24 protein-coding genes are annotated in these 19,909 nt (G+C 35.5%); 3 read left to right on the top strand and 21 right to left on the bottom strand.

The window, feature by feature from the left end; genetic code table 11:
- Positions 1–2: 2 nt before the first annotated feature.
- The 10 genes from LWE_RS01845 to LWE_RS01800 all read right to left on the bottom strand — a co-directional run bounded on the left by LWE_RS01845 (position 3) and on the right by LWE_RS01800 (position 9,975).
- Complete coding sequence (locus LWE_RS01845) at positions 3–629, bottom strand: efflux RND transporter periplasmic adaptor subunit (protein ID WP_011701209.1); 627 nt, start codon at positions 627–629, stop codon at positions 3–5.
- A 17-nt stretch (positions 630–646) separates the two neighbouring features.
- Positions 647–1,297 (bottom strand): GntR family transcriptional regulator, encoded by a 651-nt coding sequence (locus tag LWE_RS01840; RefSeq protein WP_011701208.1) that lies wholly within the window; start codon positions 1,295–1,297, stop codon positions 647–649.
- Between the two features lie 118 nt (positions 1,298–1,415).
- Entirely contained in the window at positions 1,416–2,696 is a 1,281-nt protein-coding gene (locus LWE_RS01835) for an LPXTG cell wall anchor domain-containing protein (protein ID WP_011701207.1), read from the bottom strand.
- Between the two features lie 846 nt (positions 2,697–3,542).
- Positions 3,543–3,728, bottom strand: coding sequence for a hypothetical protein (locus tag LWE_RS01830; protein WP_011701203.1), 186 nt, complete (start codon positions 3,726–3,728; stop codon positions 3,543–3,545).
- Between the two features lie 30 nt (positions 3,729–3,758).
- Positions 3,759–4,808: a 2-hydroxyacid dehydrogenase gene (locus tag LWE_RS01825; protein WP_011701202.1), complete on the bottom strand. Its 1,050-nt coding sequence runs from the start codon at positions 4,806–4,808 to the stop codon at positions 3,759–3,761.
- A 24-nt stretch (positions 4,809–4,832) separates the two neighbouring features.
- Positions 4,833–6,242, bottom strand: a complete 1,410-nt coding sequence (locus tag LWE_RS01820; RefSeq protein ID WP_011701201.1) for a PTS galactitol transporter subunit IIC — start codon at positions 6,240–6,242, stop codon at positions 4,833–4,835.
- Positions 6,243–6,270: 28 nt separating this feature from the next.
- The gene (locus LWE_RS01815) at positions 6,271–6,570 is read right to left on the bottom strand and encodes a PTS sugar transporter subunit IIB (protein WP_011701200.1); all 300 of its coding nucleotides are present in this window, start codon (positions 6,568–6,570) and stop codon (positions 6,271–6,273) included.
- A complete protein-coding gene (gene rhaD, locus LWE_RS01810) occupies positions 6,567–7,403 on the bottom strand; it encodes a rhamnulose-1-phosphate aldolase (protein ID WP_011701199.1) in 837 nt (278 codons plus the stop codon). The genes LWE_RS01815 and rhaD overlap by 4 nt, the downstream gene beginning before the upstream one ends.
- Before the next feature lie 15 nt (positions 7,404–7,418).
- Positions 7,419–7,889, bottom strand: coding sequence for a PTS sugar transporter subunit IIA (locus tag LWE_RS01805; RefSeq protein WP_011701198.1), 471 nt, complete (start codon positions 7,887–7,889; stop codon positions 7,419–7,421).
- A 22-nt stretch (positions 7,890–7,911) separates the two neighbouring features.
- On the bottom strand, positions 7,912–9,975 hold the full coding sequence (locus tag LWE_RS01800; RefSeq protein WP_011701197.1) for a BglG family transcription antiterminator: 2,064 nt from the start codon (positions 9,973–9,975) through the stop codon (positions 7,912–7,914).
- A gap of 262 nt (positions 9,976–10,237) precedes the next feature.
- Here LWE_RS01800 and proC point away from each other — a divergent pair, with 262 nt between their 5' ends.
- Positions 10,238–11,038, top strand: a complete 801-nt coding sequence (gene proC, locus LWE_RS01795) for a pyrroline-5-carboxylate reductase (RefSeq protein WP_011701196.1) — start codon at positions 10,238–10,240, stop codon at positions 11,036–11,038.
- Between the two features lie 3 nt (positions 11,039–11,041).
- Here proC and LWE_RS01790 read toward each other — a convergent pair whose 3' ends face one another.
- The 6 genes from LWE_RS01790 to LWE_RS01765 all read right to left on the bottom strand — a co-directional run bounded on the left by LWE_RS01790 (position 11,042) and on the right by LWE_RS01765 (position 14,938).
- A complete protein-coding gene (locus LWE_RS01790) occupies positions 11,042–11,467 on the bottom strand; it encodes a GNAT family N-acetyltransferase (RefSeq protein ID WP_011701195.1) in 426 nt (141 codons plus the stop codon).
- Between the two features lie 63 nt (positions 11,468–11,530).
- Entirely contained in the window at positions 11,531–12,214 is a 684-nt protein-coding gene (locus LWE_RS01785) for an NlpC/P60 family protein (RefSeq protein ID WP_011701194.1), read from the bottom strand.
- A gap of 147 nt (positions 12,215–12,361) precedes the next feature.
- On the bottom strand, positions 12,362–12,838 hold the full coding sequence (locus tag LWE_RS01780) for a hypothetical protein (RefSeq protein WP_011701193.1): 477 nt from the start codon (positions 12,836–12,838) through the stop codon (positions 12,362–12,364).
- A gap of 35 nt (positions 12,839–12,873) precedes the next feature.
- Entirely contained in the window at positions 12,874–13,818 is a 945-nt protein-coding gene (floA, locus tag LWE_RS01775; protein WP_003723104.1) for a flotillin-like protein FloA, read from the bottom strand.
- Positions 13,815–14,114 carry an NfeD family protein gene (locus LWE_RS01770; RefSeq protein ID WP_011701192.1) on the bottom strand — a complete coding sequence of 100 codons (300 nt, stop codon included), beginning with the start codon at positions 14,112–14,114 and terminating at the stop codon, positions 13,815–13,817. Before LWE_RS01770 ends, floA begins: the two co-directional genes overlap by 4 nt.
- Before the next feature lie 158 nt (positions 14,115–14,272).
- On the bottom strand, positions 14,273–14,938 hold the full coding sequence (locus LWE_RS01765; protein WP_011701191.1) for a uracil-DNA glycosylase: 666 nt from the start codon (positions 14,936–14,938) through the stop codon (positions 14,273–14,275).
- A gap of 137 nt (positions 14,939–15,075) precedes the next feature.
- Between LWE_RS01765 and LWE_RS01760 the strand changes: the two genes are divergently transcribed.
- Positions 15,076–16,191, top strand: coding sequence for a low temperature requirement protein A (locus LWE_RS01760; RefSeq protein WP_011701190.1), 1,116 nt, complete (start codon positions 15,076–15,078; stop codon positions 16,189–16,191).
- Between the two features lie 23 nt (positions 16,192–16,214).
- Here LWE_RS01760 and LWE_RS01755 read toward each other — a convergent pair whose 3' ends face one another.
- The 4 genes from LWE_RS01755 to LWE_RS01740 form a co-directional block, all read right to left on the bottom strand.
- Positions 16,215–16,583, bottom strand: a complete 369-nt coding sequence (locus LWE_RS01755) for a hypothetical protein (protein WP_011701189.1) — start codon at positions 16,581–16,583, stop codon at positions 16,215–16,217.
- 93 nt (positions 16,584–16,676) lie between these two features.
- On the bottom strand, positions 16,677–17,048 hold the full coding sequence (locus LWE_RS01750) for an iron chaperone (protein ID WP_011701188.1): 372 nt from the start codon (positions 17,046–17,048) through the stop codon (positions 16,677–16,679).
- 111 nt (positions 17,049–17,159) lie between these two features.
- Positions 17,160–17,993, bottom strand: a complete 834-nt coding sequence (locus tag LWE_RS01745; RefSeq protein ID WP_011701187.1) for a hypothetical protein — start codon at positions 17,991–17,993, stop codon at positions 17,160–17,162.
- Between the two features lie 220 nt (positions 17,994–18,213).
- Entirely contained in the window at positions 18,214–18,633 is a 420-nt protein-coding gene (locus LWE_RS01740; protein WP_011701186.1) for a GyrI-like domain-containing protein, read from the bottom strand.
- Between the two features lie 101 nt (positions 18,634–18,734).
- Here LWE_RS01740 and LWE_RS01735 point away from each other — a divergent pair, with 101 nt between their 5' ends.
- Positions 18,735–19,658 carry a helix-turn-helix transcriptional regulator gene (locus LWE_RS01735; RefSeq protein ID WP_011701185.1) on the top strand — a complete coding sequence of 308 codons (924 nt, stop codon included), beginning with the start codon at positions 18,735–18,737 and terminating at the stop codon, positions 19,656–19,658.
- A gap of 38 nt (positions 19,659–19,696) precedes the next feature.
- Here LWE_RS01735 and LWE_RS01730 read toward each other — a convergent pair whose 3' ends face one another.
- A complete protein-coding gene (locus LWE_RS01730; protein WP_003723087.1) occupies positions 19,697–19,891 on the bottom strand; it encodes a hypothetical protein in 195 nt (64 codons plus the stop codon).
- Positions 19,892–19,909: the final 18 nt, after the last annotated feature.

The raw sequence follows: 19,909 nt of genomic DNA, 5'->3' as shown, positions 1-19,909 counted from the left end.
ATCTAAGGAATAATCACTTGTTGTCCCTTTCTAAGACCTTTTACTACTTGAATAGATTTCGTATTATGTTTCCCTGTTTCAATCCATATTTTCTTTTTTTGCTTATTTTCATCAACAATAAATACATATTTTTTGTCTGCTTTATCTGTATAAACAGCTTCAATTGGGATGATTAAAGCGTTTTTTTCTAAAGCAACAAGTATATCTGCGTTAACGGACATATTTTCTTTTAAACTATTTTCTTTTTCTAAATTAATTGTGACGATATAGGATGTCACGGAGCCATTTATTACACCTTTTTCATTTATTTTTGCGACTGTCCCTTTGTAAATTTTATTATCTACAGCTTGAACATTCACATCTGTCGTTTGTTTTTCTTTTATTTGGTTGATTTCTAGCTCGTCAACCATCACTTGTACTACGAAATCTTTATAATCTGGCCATTCATTTGCTGTTTTTTTTACATGACCTTCCGCAGAAACATGGACTTGCAAATCTGTTTTTTTAGCCTCTACCGTTTTATAGGAAATTGTTTGAGGGGTCTTTTTTTCATTTTCTTTTATAAAATAATAGCCTACTGATGCAACTATGATAATCAGTATAATAATCACCCAGCTTATTTTTTTCAATAGTTAAAAACCTCTCTTTAAAAAGCAATTAGTATCATTGCATTCATAATGTGTTGAAAGCAATCTTTAAGTTGCTCATAATTCCATGATTTGAAAATAGCAATCATTTTCTTTAATTCATCTGTTATCCTATCACTTGCGGAAACGATGATTAATTTTACTTCTTTTGTTGCGTTATCATTCACTTCATTCCATAAATCTTGAATTACTCTATTAAAATAATCATTATTTAATTTCCCAATAAATGTGCATATAAAATCTTCAAAAGCATCGCGCATTAGTTCATATTCTCGATTTTTTTCATACTGTATTACTTTTTCTGCGATTTCAATAATGTCATCCACTACAATATAATCTTCCCGTAAGACTAATTTTTCTGTACTTTCATACATTAAAAGTTCAACTAACTTCATTCTTGAAAAAAATTCCGTGATCGTTATTTCTGTATTTTGGACAAAAGCTCCCCTATTATATTGGTGAACTAAAAAACCAGAATGACAAAGATTGATAATTGCCCGCCTAATTGGTGTCCTGCTCATATTTAATTCTTGTGATAGTTTTGCTTCTACCACCCGATACCCCGTTGGATACTCACCAGTTGTGATTTTATTCTTGATGTACTCAAAAGCAACATTTTCTAAACGATCACCTTTAGAAATTTTTGGCATGAATAATTCTCCTCTCTCTCTATAAAGCTAATTGAGCTTTAGAATGCCATTTTATCATCTAATTAATGAAAAGAGTACCTAACTTTAAGGTTGAAATACTCTTTTCATCAATGAAATATTATCTATTTGCTTTTTTACGATAAATGCTTACGCCGAATGCAGTCATGCCTAAACCTGCAAGAATAAGCCATACCATGGAACTGTCACCGGTTTTTGGAATTTTATTTTCTTTTAAATCTGCTTTTGTTGTATTTTTTGATGCTTTTTTAAGTTTTGTAGGTTCATTTTTAGGATCACTTGTAGTTTTATCTGATGGTGATTTTGGTGTGTTAGAACCAGATGGATTTTCCGGTGTTGTCAGCTCATTTGGATTTACAACTATTGGTTTTCCATCTTCTGTTACCGTTACTTTGATTGTAAGAGAAGCAGATAAATTACCTGAGTCTGTTACTGTATAAGTGACTTGATAAACACCTTTTTCTTTATTATTCACTGTATCTTTTGTTACTTTGATTTTCGCGGTTAGGTCCCCGTCTTCTTTATCGGTTGCTGTTACGTCTTTTAATACGTTAAACAGGTCGCCAACTTTGATTGTTTTGTCTTTTGCGTTAATAACCGGTGCTGTATTTGCTTTTTGATCTACTGGTGTTACAGTTACTTTAATACTTTTTGTTGTTGTAAGCTTGCTTGAATTTGTGACACTATAATCCACATCATATACACCACTTTTTGTTGTATCTACTGTGTTTTTTGTTACTTCAATGTCTTTGGTAATGTCGCCATCTTTTTTGTCTGTTGCTGTTACTTCATTTAACGGATTGAAAGCTTCATTTTGTTTCATCGTTTTATCAGTCGCAGTAATGACTGGTGCCTCTGCTGGATCAACTGGTGCAACTGGTGTTTCGTTGGTTACGGAAACATTTTTCCAAATAGGGGTATCGTCAGGAGTGCTTGGAAGAACGGAGCCTGGCCCTAAAAATACACCTATATCTGCTTTTGTATTTTCTTTTGCAGTAAATTGGAAGGTATGTGTAAATACTTTGTTTCCAGGATTCGCTACATCCCCGACATTATTTTGTGTACGAGTTACTAAACTACTATTAAGTTCCGCACCTGATGAGTTAGGTGTAAATAATCCTGCTCGGGCGCTTTGACCCGTAATAGTCGCTGTTGCACTTGTCATAACATTGGCATCATAAGATACTTTATATTTATATGTTTTACCTTTTTCAAGTTGTACATTTTCATAGCCAACAAAGTAAAAACCACTTTTTACATCTTTATAAGTCAAACTACTTTCTGAAGTATTTGCCGCTTTAGCAACAATACCTGGGATAAAATTAAAAACAACCATCGATAGAAGAGCAACTGTTGTTATTAACGCGATTATTTTTTTCATGGATTTAAAATCCTCCTCATATACTTCTTTAATTACAAAATAGGGTTAAGTTAGCCTTAACCCTATATTTCAGCTTATTTTAATTACTAATCAACCAAAAATTGCTTTAGTCAAGTTGTTCAATACTTCTGTAACATCTGGGAATCGGAATGCTCCAGAAAAGCTACCTAATAGTTGTAAAAAGAAACTCATGTATGTTTGCCTCCTTTATGCATTTATTCTTTCGTTATCAACCAAAAATTGCTTTAGTTAGGTTGTTCAACACTTCTGTAACATCTGGGAAATTTAATCCGCCGGAAAAAGTACCTAATAATTGTAAAAAGAAATTCATCTTTTCTTACCTCCTTTTTAACTTTATTTTTTAGTAATCAATTGAAAATTGCATTGATTAGGTTGTTTAGTACTCCTGTAACATCTGGGAAGTTTAATCCTCCTGAAAAGTTACCTAGTAATTGTAGAAAGAAGCTCATTGTTTTCACCTCGCTATAAATTGGATTGGAACTGTTATCCAAAGTTAATTATAGCTGATAAAATAGCCATTTAGAGCGCTTTCAATTCTTAAAAACATTGCCTCTTATATCGTATCCTAATAGCCAATCACATAACATGCAGATTGATAAAACTCGGGACAATTATCAGAAAAATGTTTATTTTTAGTTGTCAAGAGAGAGGCTTTTGTCACATTTCCGCTACATTTATACATTGATAACCCTCAAAAAAATGAAAATAGTTATATTTCCAGCTTGATTATTATATTTTTTCCAGCTACAAACATTTTTGTTTAAAAAATACAATCGGGAAAACAAAAAAGCACCTTAACAACTTTCTAAGGTACTTTTCGTTTAATTAAACATACATTATTCCACTTTTTAGTAATAAGCTGCCTCCAAGAATTAGTAGTATACCAACAGAAATTTGGTAATAATACAGCTTTTTACTACTTTCTACGCGACGATTGACGAAAATTAAAGTGGCTGTTTTTAGAATTAAGCCAATTCCTATTAAAATTGCTACTCGAAGAACTAGATCCATTATTTCCCATCCTTTCTGCCTACTACTCTTTTAGGATTTTAGATTAACTTGCATATCACTAACACCTTTTTCAAAATAGTCATTAATGACATCTCTAAGAAGATAAGGTGAATGTGGAATAGCGTCAATCGTATCCCCAGCGATATGTGTGGTTAATGTAATATTATCTAATGTTAAAAGTGGGCTATGGCTAGGGATTGGTTCTTCCCAAAACACGTCGATAGCTGCACCAGCAATTTGTTTAGCTTCTAAAGCATTAATTAACGCTGATTCATCTAATACCGCTGCCCTAGCTGTATTGATTAAATAGGCACTCGGTTTCATCATTCCGATTAATTCAGCATTAATCATATTCGTTGTTTCTTTCGTGACCCGCATATGAAGGGAAATAATATCAGCTTCTCGGAACACTTCATGAAGTCCTTTTAATTCAATGTCTAGCCCTTCATCCACTAATTTTTTAGGATCAATAAATGGGTCATATGCAATTACTTTAACTCCTAGACCATTCAGACGTTTCGCAACAAGCTTTCCTATATAGCCTAAGCCAATTAGTCCGACCGTGTGTTTTGCTAAAGTAGTTTTATACGCATCATTTGAGAATCCTTTATCCCAGCGACCATTTTTAATAGATAAATGCGCTCTGGCGATATTTCGAGTTTCAGCATACATAAGGGCTACCGTGAAGTCTGCCACTGGTTCCGCATTACGAATGACATGAATAACTGGTATTTTCCGTTCAGTTGCAGCTTCTACTGCTACATTTTCCATACCACCTCTTGACGCACCGATTAAGCGTAATTTTTTAGCAGATGCAATCATTTTTTTGGAAACGGGGGCAATGTGGACGAGCAAAATATCAGCGTCTACTAGCGCTTCGCATATACCTGCTGGAATTTCAACTGCTTCTGAGCCACCTTTTTCAATTGCTAGAATTTTTTCTTGAAAAGCTTCTTTAGACAAATCGGAATACCATTCGAATTTTTCTACTTGCACTTCCTCGTTTACATTTAACTCTTGAGCGGCTTTTTCTAAATCCGAGCTTGCCACTAGAGCATCTCCTACAACAACGATTTTCATCTTTTTTCACTCCAATTCCGTTCATTAAGTGGTTTCTGCTACTTGGTACTCTTCACCTAGTGCTTGGCGTTCTAAGTATTCGTGAATCCGTGGTTTGTTTTTTCTGACTAGAACGTATAGCACGAAATAAGCAACGATTGTAATTCCAATAAATATCGGATTTTGGGTCATAAAGATAAGGAATAGGCCGCCCATAAAGTGATTAGTCATCACTGCAAAACTACAAATCAACACAGCTCCCACTGGTAAAGCAACGCCAACATCTTTTGCCACATCTGTAAAAATCCCTGCTACTTGCGTAATCATATAAAGTCCACCTGTACACCAAACCGCACCAGAAATAAGGGATTTGAAAATATTCCCATTGGAAACGGCGATAATAACTTCAATCATGTATGGAATAGCGATTAAATCAACCATTGGAAGCACTTCATTTCCTGGTAAAACAACCGCAATAATAACCATAATCGGAATAAGCAAGATACCTGTAATTAATGTTGCAGACTCACCGTAACCGGCAGCATCATTAATAGCTAAATACCAAACACGTTGTTTGCTGCCTTTTTTCGCTGTTTTTTTCGATGCATCGGTAATTCCGGTAAAAGCAGAAGCAAAAATCCCAGCAATTTTAGGGAAAATAGCCATGATCGCAGCTGTTGCAATCGCTACTGCAGCAATTTCGCCCCAACCAACTAACGTATCTAGTCGTGTGAAGTTCCCAGCAAAACCTAAGATTGCTCCTAAAATTAAACCAAGTGTTGTCGGCTCTCCTAAAAAGCCAATTTTATCTTGAATTTGTTCTGGTTTTAAGTTAATTTTATTTGCTCCCAGTTTTGTTAACACCCAGTCCATCCCAATTGCCAGTGGCGCCGAACAAATGTGATGCGGTGCTGTAATAGTACAATTTGGATAACCATAATAGGTCGACCATCTTTTCGCAACGATTTCGGCAAAAACAAGCGTATATAAATTGGATAACACCATTAAAATAATCGCCAACCACATATTCCCTGTTGCAATATAGAGCATCGAACCCCAAAGCATGAACGAATAGTTATTCCATAAGTCTGCTGGCATAAATATATCTGTCCATTTTGTTAGAAATAGTACGACTTGAAGAAGTAAACCAAGCGCTAGGAAAATCATTCCCACTTGGGTAGAATACGCAACAACTGAGGTCGCTTGCCAACCCGTATCTAACACTGGTAAATTAATTCCTGTCGTATCAATCATCCGTTTTATAACCGGCGTTACGATTGGCACATATGCGCCGATTAACATGTTAAATCCAGTCAAGCCGATTCCAGCATTAATCCCTGATTGCACTGCTTTTTTCGGTTCTACTTTAAGGAAAAGCGCGATAATAATCAAAACGATAGGTACAACAACTGCTGCACCAAAAGCATCCATTACACCAGAAAGCATATCTAGCATAGTCAGCACCCCTTTTTCTATTTTTGTATTACAAATCTAGGCCGTTTGCTGTTTCCAAAAGTTCTTCAATAAAGCCTTCTTCATCCATACCAGTTAAAAATCCAACTGCATTAATCGTCGGAATATCATACTTTCCACGTAACGGACTTGTATGAACAATAATGTCCCAATTACCGGAAGAAAGTTCTTGTTCTACGCCGCCTGGGTTAACCTCAACCGTTGTCGCGCGAAATCCATTATCTGCTAAAACATCTTTTACTTTCCCAGCAATCATCGAACTAGTCACTGTTCCTGAACCACATACGGAAATAACTTTGATTTTCTTCATTTTACGCCCCCCGCTTCTTTCAAAATACCTGCTTTTGGCACTACATTGAATCGCTCTGCTAGTGCCACAAGTTCTTCATCTGTAATCGCTTGTTTAATTCCAGTTGGGAAATGAGCAATTTGCATATAAATTTTGGCTGCTTTTTCGACAGTTTCTACTAACCCAAAAGCATCATCCATTGTTGTCCCAGCACCCATAATCCCGTGATGCGCCCAAACTACAATACGTGAATCATTCATTTTGGCAGCACTTGCTTCACCTAATTCATTTGTTCCAGCAACCATCCAAGGAACAACTGCTACCCCATCCGGAAAGACTACTAAACATTCTGTAATCATTTGCCATAAAGTTCTTGTGAATTTAGCTTCATCTAAATCATGAACAAAAGTCATTGCTGAAACTGCTGTTGCATGCGTATGTAAAATTACGCGATGATCTGGATCTTGTGATAACCTCACAATGTGGCATTTCAAATGGGACGCTAATTCACTTGTTGGTCTACCACCATTTTCCAGTCCCCATAATAAATGATAAGACGCACCGTCACTGCTCACTTTTATAATACAAAGGTTATCAGCAGGATTTTTTTGGACATTCTTAAAATATTTTCCAGAACCAGATACTAAAAAGACATTTCCAGCAAGTGGTGACGCATCAAATCCGAGTGGTTCTGTCCACAAGTAACGATCTGTATCTAAATAATGTTTGATTTCAGAGGCTTCTAAAAGTTGACTAATATTTCCACCATTTTTTTCTGCCCAGCCATTACGCCATAAATTTTGCGTCATCTCACACATTTCTTTCATAAATGGAGCTTCATAAATACTATACATTTTCCTCTTCCTTTCTTAGTTTTGGATTGGGGTAAGTTTCAAATCGATTAATAATTCCGCCATTTTTTGAGGGCTACTTTCTTGCCAAAGAGCTTCAAGCAATGTGATGTTTTGGAAAATGCTCATCAACTGTTTTAGCATTTCCATTTGGCCATCAGGATCTTTTACAGCGAGTAAAAAAACTAATTTTGCTGCTACTTCTGTACTTGGATCCACCATCGACTGGAATATTACAGCATCTTTCAATGTAGCAATTCCTACCATCGAGTTTTCAACATGTTTAGAGTCAGTATGCGGAATCGCAATGCCAAAATCCCCTATTTGAAGGCCTGTCGGAAATACCTTTTCCCGCTCTAAAACAGCATCCACATAACTGTCTTTAACAAATCCTTTCGCACACATCTTACTTCCAACTAACTTAATAACCTCTTCATAATTAGAAGCGGTAAGCCCCGGAAATACTAACTCCTCATGCACCATTTTCATCTCATCACTTCCTTTCTATTTTTTATTTTGTTAAATTCTCTTTAAATATCTGACAAATCGCCGTCCCGCTAGTTGCGTTTTTTAATTTGTCTATCACTTGTTGATTGGAAGCAATTGTAAGTAGTTGAAACATCGCCGTCAAATGCTTCTTTTTATCCACCGGAGCCAGCACAACGAGCAGATGAATCTTTTTCCCATTAAAGATTAGTCCATCTTCCACTTTCAAAATGGAAAGGCCAAATTTATTTACACCGTCTTCCGGTCTTGCATGTGGCAGTAAAATATTGCCTTTTAGAACGATATATGGGGCTATTTCAGGGTAAAGAGACTTCATTGCATTTACATAAGTTTGATCAATGAAACCAGCTTCTAAAAGCGGTGCAGCTGTCAGTTCGATTGCCGTATGCCAATTTGGAACGCTCTTTACAACACGAGTCATATTTGAACTCATTAAATCTTCCAAACAATATTCAATCTCTTCTTTTTGAAAATCAGTTACTTTGTTACGATCTTTTTCTTGAAAAAAGCCATATAGTTCTTTTTTTAAGTTGGAACGATCTGTTACTTCGACGTGTTGCTCAATCCGCGCCAATAGTTGCTCTAAATCAAGTGACTCGGTAACCACATGAAATACTTCATTCATCACTCTTTGACGTAATCGCTGCTGTTCTTCAAAGCTCATATAATGGCTCATAATATAAAGTTTACAAGTCGTTTCAACTGGGGTCACCGAAAACACTACATCCACATTTGGCGCTGTTTTCTCAAACTCTCGAATGGACATCGTCTGCCAAAAATGAAATTCAGGAAACAATTTAGCTAATTGGCTTTCAATTAATTTAGAAATACTAACACCATTTGGGCAAATAACAATGGCACTGGGCTTTTTATGTTGCGTTATTTCACCAGTTTTAATTAAATGACCACCAATAAATAACGTGATAAAATAAATTTCTTCATCTGGAATTGTTTCCCCAATAAAGTTTTCAAGTGGCCAGATAGACTCCTTTACTAAAAAATGAAGCGCATTAAATTCTTCATGAATAACATCTGGAATCATAAAACTCATCGTTAAATGGTATTTGATTCGATAATAAGCGGGCTTCATATGAAGGGATAGTTTTTCAACCAATTCCACCCGATTTTTAAATTGAATCAATGCCTTTTCCTCCAAAATCGTCAACATAGCATCCAGTGCTCGATTCAATCGCGGCAACTGATTTTCTGTCAAAACAGATTGGTAAGAAACGTTACTTGTTAATAATTGTAAAGCCATGTAAAGTCGTTCTTCCTCCGCTAAATCAGCAACACCTTCCAACAAAATTTCTACTGCTTGATATTCATTGGTGTCAGATAACTCATTATAATTAATCTGAAAATAAGAACTAATCCCTTTACCCATTTCTATGCGCCTTAGCATACTAGCGAATACATAAGGTAAAATAAAAATCTTCTCATCGGTGAATTTCAACTCTAATTTCTTTTCAACTCGTTCAATTTTTTCATAAATTTGTTGAATTGTTTCTTTGGTAATAGAAGTGAATTTTCTTAAATAATTGTCCCCGTGAAACATTTGATGGACTTCCGCGATTAGTTCCATCATTTTGCGACGAATTTGCCATTCATCTCCAATTACTTGGTATCCATTTTGCCTTGTATACAAGATTTCTAAGTCTTCTTTTTTAAGTAGTTGTTGAAGCATTTTGATATCTCGCATAATGGTCGCTTTACTAAACTGGAGCGCCGAAGTGAAATGAGAGGTTGAAAGTGCGGTTTCGCTAGTTAAAATCATAAGAAGTAATAAATGAACACGCTCTTTTTCAGTTGGTAAATACTCCTTTTCTGCATCTGCTTCATCTTTTTTTGATAATAATAAAGTCACATTCGGATCCACTAAAAAATGACCTTGATTATTTTTTTGAATGCTCGAATAATTATTATCGAGTAACCATTCATTGATTTTCTTAAAGCTATAACTTACTTGCCGCCTGGTTAAGTGAAATTTTTCTCCCAGACGCTGATTCGATATACTTGGATTTTTCAAGACCTCCTGCAGTAAGGTCAAACTTCTCTCATCCATATACATCTTATCTCCCTCCCTCTCAGGTCTAAATTCAATATAACATAGATATTTCACATTTTGTATGCGTTTTCATATTCAAAAGTAGTCACCCAATTGAACACAATGATAGACATTGACGAAACAAAAGAAGAGAGCTAGACTTTTGCCTGACTCTCTCCAATATTATACTTCATAACAACATCTGTTACCTCCTCCAAAAACTGGACAAAGGCGTATAACGTGAGATAATAGAAAAAAAGATTTTTGTTAGGAGCGAAAAATTCACATGAAAAAAATAGGCTTTATAGGCGCAGGAAATATGGGTACTGCAATGATTCGAGGTTTAGCAACAGCTAATTTAGTAGAAAAAGAAGATATTATCGTCTGTGGTCGTCATATCGAGAAAATCCAACCACTCGAAACTGAATTTAATGGTCTTTTATTAACAACCAATCCAGAAAAACTCGTAGAACAAGCAGATATTATCATTTTATCGGTTAAACCTTATACCATTCCAGAAATTTTAACATCTGTAAAAGATAAACTCACTTCAGACAAAATCATTATTTCAGTAGCAGCTGGTGTCACTATTAATGATTTAGAAGAATTAACTTCTTCGACTGCTAAAATTGTTCGAGTAATGCCAAATACACCCGCACTCGTTGGCGAAGCAATGTCTTCTATTTCACCGAACGCTAATGTAACATCAGAAGAAACCCAGCAAATTTCTGCTATTTTTTCTAGTTTTGGGGAATCAGAAGTCGTGCCTGAAAGTTTAATGGACGCAGTTGTTGGAGTAAGCGGATCATCTCCAGCATACGTTTATATGTTTATCGAAGCACTTGCAGACGGCGCAGTATTAAATGGTATGCCTCGTGATAAAGCTTATAAATTTGCCGCACAAGCAGTTCTAGGTGCCGCAAAAATGGTTTTAGAAACAGGCGAACATCCAGGTAAACTAAAAGATATGGTTACCTCCCCTGGTGGAACTACAATCGAAGCAGTGAAATCACTGGAAGACAATGGCTTTCGTTCTGCTGTTTTGAGTGCTGTCCAAGCTGCAGCACAAAAAAATAGTTCTATGTAAGCATTAAAGATATTTAACGAAAAAATACTTTTCCTCTCCTTTAAGTGGAAAATCTTGAATTCTCCCAAGCTCAGTGAAACCACATTTTTTATAAAAACCTGGAGCTTGATAACTGAATGTTGTTAGAGAGATATGGTGGCAATAATTTGCTCTACCATATCTTTCTACTTCTTCCATTAAAGCCATTCCTACACCGCTTCCTTGCATACTTTGATCCACTGATAACAATGAAACGTACAATTCCCCGTAGTTAGTTTTAGCAGTGACGCCTCCAACTACTTTTCCTTCGCTATCTAAAGCAGCAAAACTAATATGTACAGTATCACTTGGCGGAATACGATAACCCAGTCTTTCTTTATGATCCAAAAGCCCTTCAATCACTTTTGGTTCTAGTTCTTCTAGTGGCATTTCTTTTATTCTGTATTCCATTTAACAATTCCTCCTTATTATTCAAATAAAAAAAGCATCACAATGAAGTGACGCTTTTTTAGATTATTTTAAGTTTGTTACACGACCGTATCCAGCAATATATTTTTTCCAATAGCCAGATTTGATTGTGTCGTATTTAACACCATTATTTTGCGCATTAAGCATTTTGCCATTTCCCACATAAATCCCAACATGGGCAATACCTCTGCCATAATTAAAGAAAATTAAGTCGCCGTTTTTTAATTCGCTAGCTTTAATCTTCTTAGCGGAAGCATATTGTTGTTTTGCTGTACGTGGAATAGATTTTTTAATTCCTTTTGAAAATACATACTGAGTATAACCTGAACAGTCAAAACAGCTCGGGCCAGTTGCACCGATTTTATAACGTTTACCAATGTGTTTCTTTGCTTCATTATTTAAAGAGGTAAAGCTTTGAGTTGTAGCAACAGGTGCCTTGTATGTAGTAAGACATTTGCCTGAAACATAACCTGTTTTACCTTTATAAGTTGTTTTATACCAATTATTTTTGGTTTTTGCTGTATAAGTAATGGTTGTTCCCTTTTTGTAAAGACCGATGATTTTCCCTTTTGTCGAATCCGATGTGCGAATATTTGCATCTGCTGTTGTGGTCATTTTGTATGTTGTAGCCGCTAACGCATTATTTGTTGGTAAAAATAGTACTGAAAAAGAAATCATTAAAGCTATTAACGCAAAAAAACTCTTTCTTCTCGTTGCTATTATTTTCAATCCACGCACCCCTTTTTTATATACAGATAGCATACCAAGTTAATGTTACAGTTGTAATACAGGTATTTTAAAACTTGACGTTATTGTGTAACAGTTATGACACAACACACAAAAAAAGACCCAAGATTGAGGTCTTGGGTCGCTTTTTTATAGATGATTCTTTCGCAGTGAAACTGGTTTATCAAGGATTTCTTTTGTAATCATAGCTTCTTGCAATCTACCACGTATTTTACGCGCTTTTTTATGATGTGTTTTCGAAGACTTGATTAAATTCTTCCCTTTGGCGACATCCGATTCACGACGAATTTCTTTTAACATTTTTTGTTGTGCTGCTTTTTGTTCAGCAATTACTTTATCTTGTTCTTTATTTTGTGTAAAAGTACCTTGGGATACTTTTCGTTTTTCTGGCTTTTTGGTTGTTTGCGTATGCTTTTGCTGTCTATTTACTCCTGCATTTTGAGGTTTATAGTTTGCACGCGACAACTGCCGTAACTGTGATGGTTCCTTCTCTGTATCATCGACATTTTTGCCAGCTTTACTTAGGAGATTTACGATAACACCAATTACACCAAGGAAAACTAAAATGCCTTCCCAGCCACTATTTAGAAAATCACTTAAATCCAATGAAAACACCTTCTTTCTTGCAAAAGATCAAGGTTTTATTTTTCGTCTTCATGTGCAATCGATTCACGCATAGCTGTATCTGATTGTACATTTTCCATTTTGTAGTAATCCATTACGCCTAGATTTCCTTCTTCTAATGCGCGAGAAAGAGCACGTGGCACTTCTGCTTCTGCGGCTACTACAGCCGCTCTGTTTTCTTGTTCTAGCGCAATCGCTTCTGCTTTACGTTTCGATGCAGCTGCTTGGGCAACTTCCATATCTGCGTTCGCTTTTTCGATGTCTAGTTTCGCTTTAATATTGTCACCAATACGCATTTCAGCGATATCAATGGATAAAATTGTATAAGCAGTTCCATCTCCAAGTCCTTGTTCTTGGACTTTTTTCGAAATACTGTTTGGATTTTCAAGTACATCGGTATGTTCTCTTGTTTCACCGACTGTAGATACTACTGCTTCACCAACACGGGCGATAACTGTATCTTCACCGGCACCACCGACAATACGTTCAATATTAGATTGTACAGTAATTTGAGTTATAACTTTAACTTCTACCCCATTTTGTGCCACACCTGTAAATTCAGGCGTACGGATAACTTTTGGTGTAACAGAAGTTTGTACTGCTTCAAGAACGTCACGTCCAGCAAGGTCAATTGCTGCTGCACGGCTGAAATCTAATTCAATATTTGCGCGGTGTGCGGCGATTAACGCATCTACTGTGTTATCAACGTCCCCACCTGCTAAATAGTGACTTTCAAGTTGGTTTACTTCTAGGTCTAGTCCTGCCTTCACAGCTTTAATTAACGGTTTTACTACGCGAGAAGGTACAACCCGACGTAATCTCATTCCGATTAAAGTTCCTAGTCCCACTGGCACACGTGCAGATAACGCACTAATCCATAACCCCACTGGTACTAAAGTAAAAAAGACGATTAAAAAGATGATAATCAATACTGCTATAATAATTGGTCCAATCATTGTCATTTTTCTCCCTCCTGTATATCTTCATTGACTAGTATATATCCAAAATCGATACCTACCGCAATTATTGGTTTTCCAACTTCCAAATAACCTGTTTTCAAGCGAGCTTCATAGACTTCCCCATCTATTCTGACACTACCTATTGGCTTCAGTGTCGTTGCTGCTACGCCCTTTTTGCCCACTACTTTATCTCGTAGCGCTTTCATTCTATCTATTTCTTTATCCTCTAAAACTCCTCGATGTACGAGTCCCCATGATTCTCCATAAACAAAGTCATCTTCTGTAAAATTGTGCTTCAACCTAGTCACCTTCTTTAGGAACTTTTTTACATTTTTTCTCCTATAACAACCATAACATGAATGAAACCTTATGTAAAAAGCTTTTATTAATAATTTTGTAAATTTTTTCACTTTTAATTTAAAAATTGTAATAGAAAGAAAATATGTTCAAAGTAAAATTATTTACTATTTAAATCCCAATCAATTGGAGTTCTCCCATTTTGTTTTAAGAACGCATTTGTCTCGGAAAATGGTTTACTGCCGAAAAAGCCACCTCTTGCAGCTAATGGAGATGGGTGAACACCTTTAATGAGTAGATGTTTTGGATTATCAATACCGCTCGTCGCTTTTATCGCGTGATTTCCCCATAAAATAAATACTAATGGTTTATCATAATTATTTAATTCTTCCAACACATGATTCGTAAATGTTGCCCAGCCTAATTTTTTATGACTACCAGCTTTGCCTTCTTCAACACTCCAACTTGTGTTCATCAAAAGCACACCTTGTTCCGCCCATTTAGCAAGATAGCCATGATCAGCTGGTTCTATTTCCAAATCAGTCTGTAATTCTTTATAAATATTTCGAAGGCTTGGTGGTATTTTCACACCTTTTTGAACGGAAAAACTTAACCCATGTGCCTGTCCTGCACCGTGGTATGGATCTTGACCAAGAATAACGACTTTAACTTTGTCATATGGACATAATCGGAAACACGAAAACATGTCTTCCTCTGTTGGATACACATTTCCTTTTGTTCTAGCTTCCGCGACTTCTTCCATTAATTTAATAAAATAAGGCTGCTTTGCTTCTTCTTTTAAAAATTCATCCCAATTTTTCATCATTTCATTCTCTCCCATCTTAGTAATAAATAATTCTGCCCTCTAATTATACTGTTCTATCTAAGCCACTGTCAAAAGTATGAAAAATTTGCGTTTCACATGGTATAATCTTGAAAAAGAGAATTAAATGAGGTGATGTGATGACAGAAAGAAAAGTATCTTGGTTGGAACTATTTTTTGATTTAATATTCGTTACTGCCGTTGCGTCAACAACACACCTTTTACTTAGCATTGATAATCATCCAGATAAAACAGCAGTCTATTTCGGTGAGTATTTATTAATGGTTACACCAATGTTTTGGGCTTGGGTTGGCCAGACTATGTTTTTCAATCGGTTTGGCGAAAAAATAAAATTACCCGAGCTTTATATGTTGCCACAAATGTTTTTCTTAATTTTAATGACAGCAAGTTTTGATTTAACTTTTTCAAATACTTATTACACTTTTTTAATTGGTTATTTAGGAATTCGAATAATCACTGTTATCCAGTATTTTGTCATTAGTAGACAATTAAGAGGAAATCCGCGAAAAGTGGCGATTTTGCTTGGAAGTGTCTTTCTACTCGGGGTGATTACCACAGCCACTTCGGTGTTTTTTGATGGATCTGTTCGTTATTTAGTCATGTATCTTGGAATTGCCATTGATATTGTTTTACCTTTGTTCTTATCTAAAACATTACAGAAAGTCCCGGTTGATTTCCCTCATTTAGCCGAACGATTTGGCTTATTTGTTATTATTACATTTGGTGAAAGTATTGTTGCCATTACGACAATTTTGGTTGGGCACACACTCGATCTATACACCATCGGCTATACGCTGCTTGGATTTTTAATCATTAGTACACTTTTCATCTCCTACTTCCACAGCTTTGAAAAAATTATCGATCATCATAAGAAAACCCATGGCCAGTACTTAATTTACGGTCATTTCTTTATCACTCTTTCTATCATGCTACTTGCCGCGAATTTGCATTTGTTGTTTGAAGGACATTTACAAAAAGACATCTTGCTTTTCATGCTCTTTGGCTCTGTAGCTGTATTTTTCATCTCAAAACAACTCGTGTTCGCCGCCCATAAGAAGGTCGAAGTAATATTTTACTTTTGGAAAGATATATTGCTATTACTGCTTCTAACAGGGTTCTTTTTTCTTAATTTGTATAGTGATTTACCGTTATTTGTTAGTTTTGTAAGTATTTGGATTTGTGCTTTGCTAGACCTGGGATTGCAATACCAAACTTCCAAACCAATTCGCGTTTAAACAAAAAAAGGTGGGCATATCGCTCACCTTTCCTCACTTATATCTTGATGCCTTGTATAATCAGTAAAAATAAACAGACCCATTAAAAAGCTAATTAAACATACAACTGGGCGAAAATAAAAACCAGAATAGCTTGGGGTAAATATGAGCCCAAATATGAGTCCAAAAAGCCATAAAACTAGTGCCATAAATATGAGAAAGTCATTTCGATAAGCACAGATAATAAGAATTCCTGCTAAAATCATCGCTAGCGACGTTAAATATCCTGAAGAAGATGCCAGATTCTCTGGTATCATAAAAAGGTTATTCTTCTTACTACCCGGGCTTAGTAATTCGGCAAGAGCACCTATAAAGCCCGCTTGGATTGACATAATTCCACAAAAAATCCGCATTTTACACCACTCTTTTAATAAAATACATATTAGCTCATTTATTATGGCATAAATAATTTGTATTTGCTACGCGACAAAGTAACTATAAATTACTTATACCCGCCAAAAACTAGTATAATTTGCTTTATCTTGAATATTAAACTCAATAATCTTTGTTAACAAACTAAAATCAACTGGCTTAGCCCATGTAATCCGGAAAATGCCCTTCGTATGACTATAACCTGCGTCTTTCAGTTCTGCCTCAAAACGTTCAATTCCAGCTGCTTCTGGGGAAACACTCATATGCTGTTTTGCAATTGAGAAGCCAATAATGAACGTGCCATTATTTGTAAACATTGGTGTATTCCATTTGATTTCTGGCTTTAGATTAGGAAATGTCTCGTTCACCCATGCCAAAACTTCTTCTGTTCGCGCACGGTGATCCGGATTCTCAATCTCAGCTAGATATTCTGCAAAAACTTCCATATTATTTCCTCCTAGAAAAACATAATCTTACAATTACTTTTATTATAATGAAAAACTGGCTTGATTGAAAGCCTGACTACTACTCCTAAAAGCAGATTTACCCTATTCCTTTTATTTACCCCCATACCACTCTTTCTTGGTAAAATTAGTTCTCGCCCGAAATTCTTCTGCGTATTGTTTTATCACTTTCCCACGAACAAAAAGATTTGCTTTAGACAGAAAAAATGTCGGGATTAGCGTGATTATTAATAATAGTGGGATTCCAAAAACAATTCCTATCATATCATCTACTACATTACTCGTAGCGCCCACGTTTTCTCCTGTTAAATTCAATATCCAAAACTTATTCATTCTATAAAATTGCATACTCAGCAACGCAATAACAACTGAAAACCCAGAAATCTTTAACGTAATGGTTAATACTTTAGAAGTTTTGTAATTCTGGTTGAAAATATTATTGATTGCTTCTAAAACCATATTTTCTTCAACCTTTTTATAAAGGTACAAGAAAACTAGAATTGTAATGAAAAATACCGAAAAATTAATAATATAATTTCCCTTCGTCATTCCAAGACCTACAGCGAAATAAGAAATATAGGCCAGTTTAGCTATTGAATAAGAATAGATTTTATACCCATAATTCCTTAAAAACGGCGGATATGTCTTGAAAAAATGATAGCTCATCCAAATAATAATAAGTAATTCTGCTATTATCACGATACTATTCGCAAAAATGAATCTACCTCCCGTAAGATCTATTGCAAAGATACATACCATTAAGAATGGGAAAGATACTCCTAAAAGCAGGATAATTATTTTTTTCAGCTCAATGGAGAAATTTTGGTCTTTATCACCTTTCATAACTTCATAGATATCTTTTAATTTGAGGGTTTTTTTTGCATCTTCCAAGGAAATAGAAGATAAAAACTCATTTTCTTTTTTCATTTCTCCTCCTAATTAGTTATTTCAGTGTAAAATCTAGCCTTAAAACTTAATTTCTTCTATATATAAATTATAGCATTAGTAACGCTACTATTTTGTGAGCGTTTTGTGAATCTCTTTGTGAAAATATATCCAACTATCATTATTTTAAGGATATATTTTGACTTTACTTTTAAAAATTCATAAAAAAATCCCCCTTTCTTATGGAAGGAGGATTGGTATATTACTTACTAACAACTGGAATGTAAAGCGTAAAATCTACTTCTCTAAGATCCTCTAAATTAAATGATCCGGCAATGCCAACTGTGTCGCTTTGACTAACTTCGCCGTAGGATGCGCCGATGAAACCATCTAGTGCTGGGCGATCTGTTTCGCTTGTGACAAATTTCGCGTATTTTCCTTCTGGGATGTCAAAAGTAGTGTCCCCGCTTTCACTGTTAACACTGGCAACGATGTAATATTGCAAACCATCAAGACTTGCATTAATGCCCACGTAGTCTTTTTCGTTTGTTGCAAAATTAGTGTATGCTGCTGCTTTAATCTCACTCATTGGACCAAAGCCTTTTTGTGGATCGAATTCGGGGATTTCTACTTTATTCCCAGTAAATGTTTCTTTTTTTAATTCAACAATTTCAAATGCCATACTATTTCCCTCCAAAAAGTTATTTAACTTTGATATGATGTAACTATAACATGAGAATGATGACAACTATCTGTCATCATTCCAAAAACAAAGGAGAAAAAATGAAAATCGAGCGACTTATAGGAATTATAATGTTACTTTTGCAACGAGAGCTAGTTAGTGCTTCTGAAATGGCTACTATGTTCGAGGTTTCGAAGCGTACAATCTTTCGTGATATTGACACACTGATGATGGCAAACATCCCGATTTACACTATTGCTGGAACAAAAGGTGGAATCGGTATTATGCCCACTTATAAAGTCGATAAAAAACTTCTCACAGCAGAGGATTTAACTGCAATTATCGCTAGTTTAGATGGGATGGAACAATTACTTTCCTCCGCCGAAACCAAGAAAACACTTCAGAAAATGAAGAATATGCTCGATCATTCAAGCGAACCTCCTAAAAGCTCGATTTCGCTTGATTTCTCCAATTTATCTATGAAAAAAGAGTTAAATGCCAAAGTCGAAAGTCTGTATTTAGCAATTAAAAAGCATCATCTTGTAGAACTCAGCTACATTGACCGAACTGGGAAGCAAACTATACGTAGGACTGAGCCATACCACCTCCTGTTTCGAAATCGTTCTTGGTATTTGCAAGGTTACAACTTAGAACGCAATGATTTCCGGACGTTTAAAATGTCGCGCATTGTGGAATTAAAAACGCTGGAAGAAACTTTTGAAGCGCGTCCTTTTGTAGTAAAACCATTTGGTGGTATCACCAACACAAAACCAATGTTTTTAATGCACGAAGTCACTTTGATGGTTGATAAAATTGCTCGCGAACAAATTGTTGAACGTTTTGATACAATTGAAATCACACAGCAAGATGAAGATCATTTTTTAGCAAAAGTGTCGCTTCCTGACCATGAAGCTGGATATCGCTTTTTACTCCAACTTGGAACGCATGTAACCATTCAAAACCGCGATGACTTTTATGATAATTTTGTGGAATACTTAAAAGAAATCCAAGAAAAATATATCTAAAAATGGCTCTGCTAAATAATTAGCAGAGCCATTTGATGTTAATCTTTATATTTATAATCCAAATCTTGATACGCTGTTTGGTACGCGCCACCATCAGCTACTTCTGAATGATAAAGTGCTTTTAAAGCGAAAGTTTTTTCTAAATCCATTTCTTTCATTAGCTTTTGAAGGCGTTCTTGCAAATCTACGCTATCTTTAACAAGCTCTTTCATTTGTGATTTTACATATTTCATAATAATTCCGCTCCTTTT

The sequence above is a fragment of the Listeria welshimeri serovar 6b str. SLCC5334 genome, from assembly GCF_000060285.1.
GTDB classification, from domain to species: domain Bacteria; phylum Bacillota; class Bacilli; order Lactobacillales; family Listeriaceae; genus Listeria; species Listeria welshimeri.
The sequence above is the reverse complement of the archived record's forward strand: the minus strand, read 5'-3'. Positions and strand labels throughout refer to the sequence as shown.

Coding starts and splice junctions, on each gene's coding strand:
- LWE_RS01745 (WP_011701187.1), bottom strand. CDS start 17,993: ATGAAAAAAGAAAATGAGTTTTTATCTTCTATTTCCTTGGAAGATGCA.
- LWE_RS01740 (WP_011701186.1), bottom strand. CDS start 18,633: ATGGCATTTGAAATTGTTGAATTAAAAAAAGAAACATTTACTGGGAAT.
- LWE_RS01830 (WP_011701203.1), bottom strand. CDS start 3,728: ATGGATCTAGTTCTTCGAGTAGCAATTTTAATAGGAATTGGCTTAATT.
- LWE_RS01820 (WP_011701201.1), bottom strand. CDS start 6,242: ATGCTAGATATGCTTTCTGGTGTAATGGATGCTTTTGGTGCAGCAGTT.
- LWE_RS01765 (WP_011701191.1), bottom strand. CDS start 14,938: ATGATGAAAAATTGGGATGAATTTTTAAAAGAAGAAGCAAAGCAGCCT.
- proC (WP_011701196.1), top strand. CDS start 10,238: ATGAAAAAAATAGGCTTTATAGGCGCAGGAAATATGGGTACTGCAATG.
- LWE_RS01760 (WP_011701190.1), top strand. CDS start 15,076: ATGACAGAAAGAAAAGTATCTTGGTTGGAACTATTTTTTGATTTAATA.
- LWE_RS01730 (WP_003723087.1), bottom strand. CDS start 19,891: ATGAAATATGTAAAATCACAAATGAAAGAGCTTGTTAAAGATAGCGTA.
- LWE_RS01755 (WP_011701189.1), bottom strand. CDS start 16,583: ATGCGGATTTTTTGTGGAATTATGTCAATCCAAGCGGGCTTTATAGGT.
- LWE_RS01750 (WP_011701188.1), bottom strand. CDS start 17,048: ATGGAAGTTTTTGCAGAATATCTAGCTGAGATTGAGAATCCGGATCAC.
- LWE_RS01800 (WP_011701197.1), bottom strand. CDS start 9,975: ATGTATATGGATGAGAGAAGTTTGACCTTACTGCAGGAGGTCTTGAAA.
- LWE_RS01735 (WP_011701185.1), top strand. CDS start 18,735: ATGAAAATCGAGCGACTTATAGGAATTATAATGTTACTTTTGCAACGA.
- LWE_RS01815 (WP_011701200.1), bottom strand. CDS start 6,570: ATGAAGAAAATCAAAGTTATTTCCGTATGTGGTTCAGGAACAGTGACT.
- LWE_RS01840 (WP_011701208.1), bottom strand. CDS start 1,297: ATGCCAAAAATTTCTAAAGGTGATCGTTTAGAAAATGTTGCTTTTGAG.
- LWE_RS01825 (WP_011701202.1), bottom strand. CDS start 4,808: ATGAAAATCGTTGTTGTAGGAGATGCTCTAGTGGCAAGCTCGGATTTA.
- floA (WP_003723104.1), bottom strand. CDS start 13,818: ATGACAATGATTGGACCAATTATTATAGCAGTATTGATTATCATCTTT.
- rhaD (WP_011701199.1), bottom strand. CDS start 7,403: ATGTATAGTATTTATGAAGCTCCATTTATGAAAGAAATGTGTGAGATG.
- LWE_RS01790 (WP_011701195.1), bottom strand. CDS start 11,467: ATGGAATACAGAATAAAAGAAATGCCACTAGAAGAACTAGAACCAAAA.
- LWE_RS01805 (WP_011701198.1), bottom strand. CDS start 7,889: ATGAAAATGGTGCATGAGGAGTTAGTATTTCCGGGGCTTACCGCTTCT.
- LWE_RS01835 (WP_011701207.1), bottom strand. CDS start 2,696: ATGAAAAAAATAATCGCGTTAATAACAACAGTTGCTCTTCTATCGATG.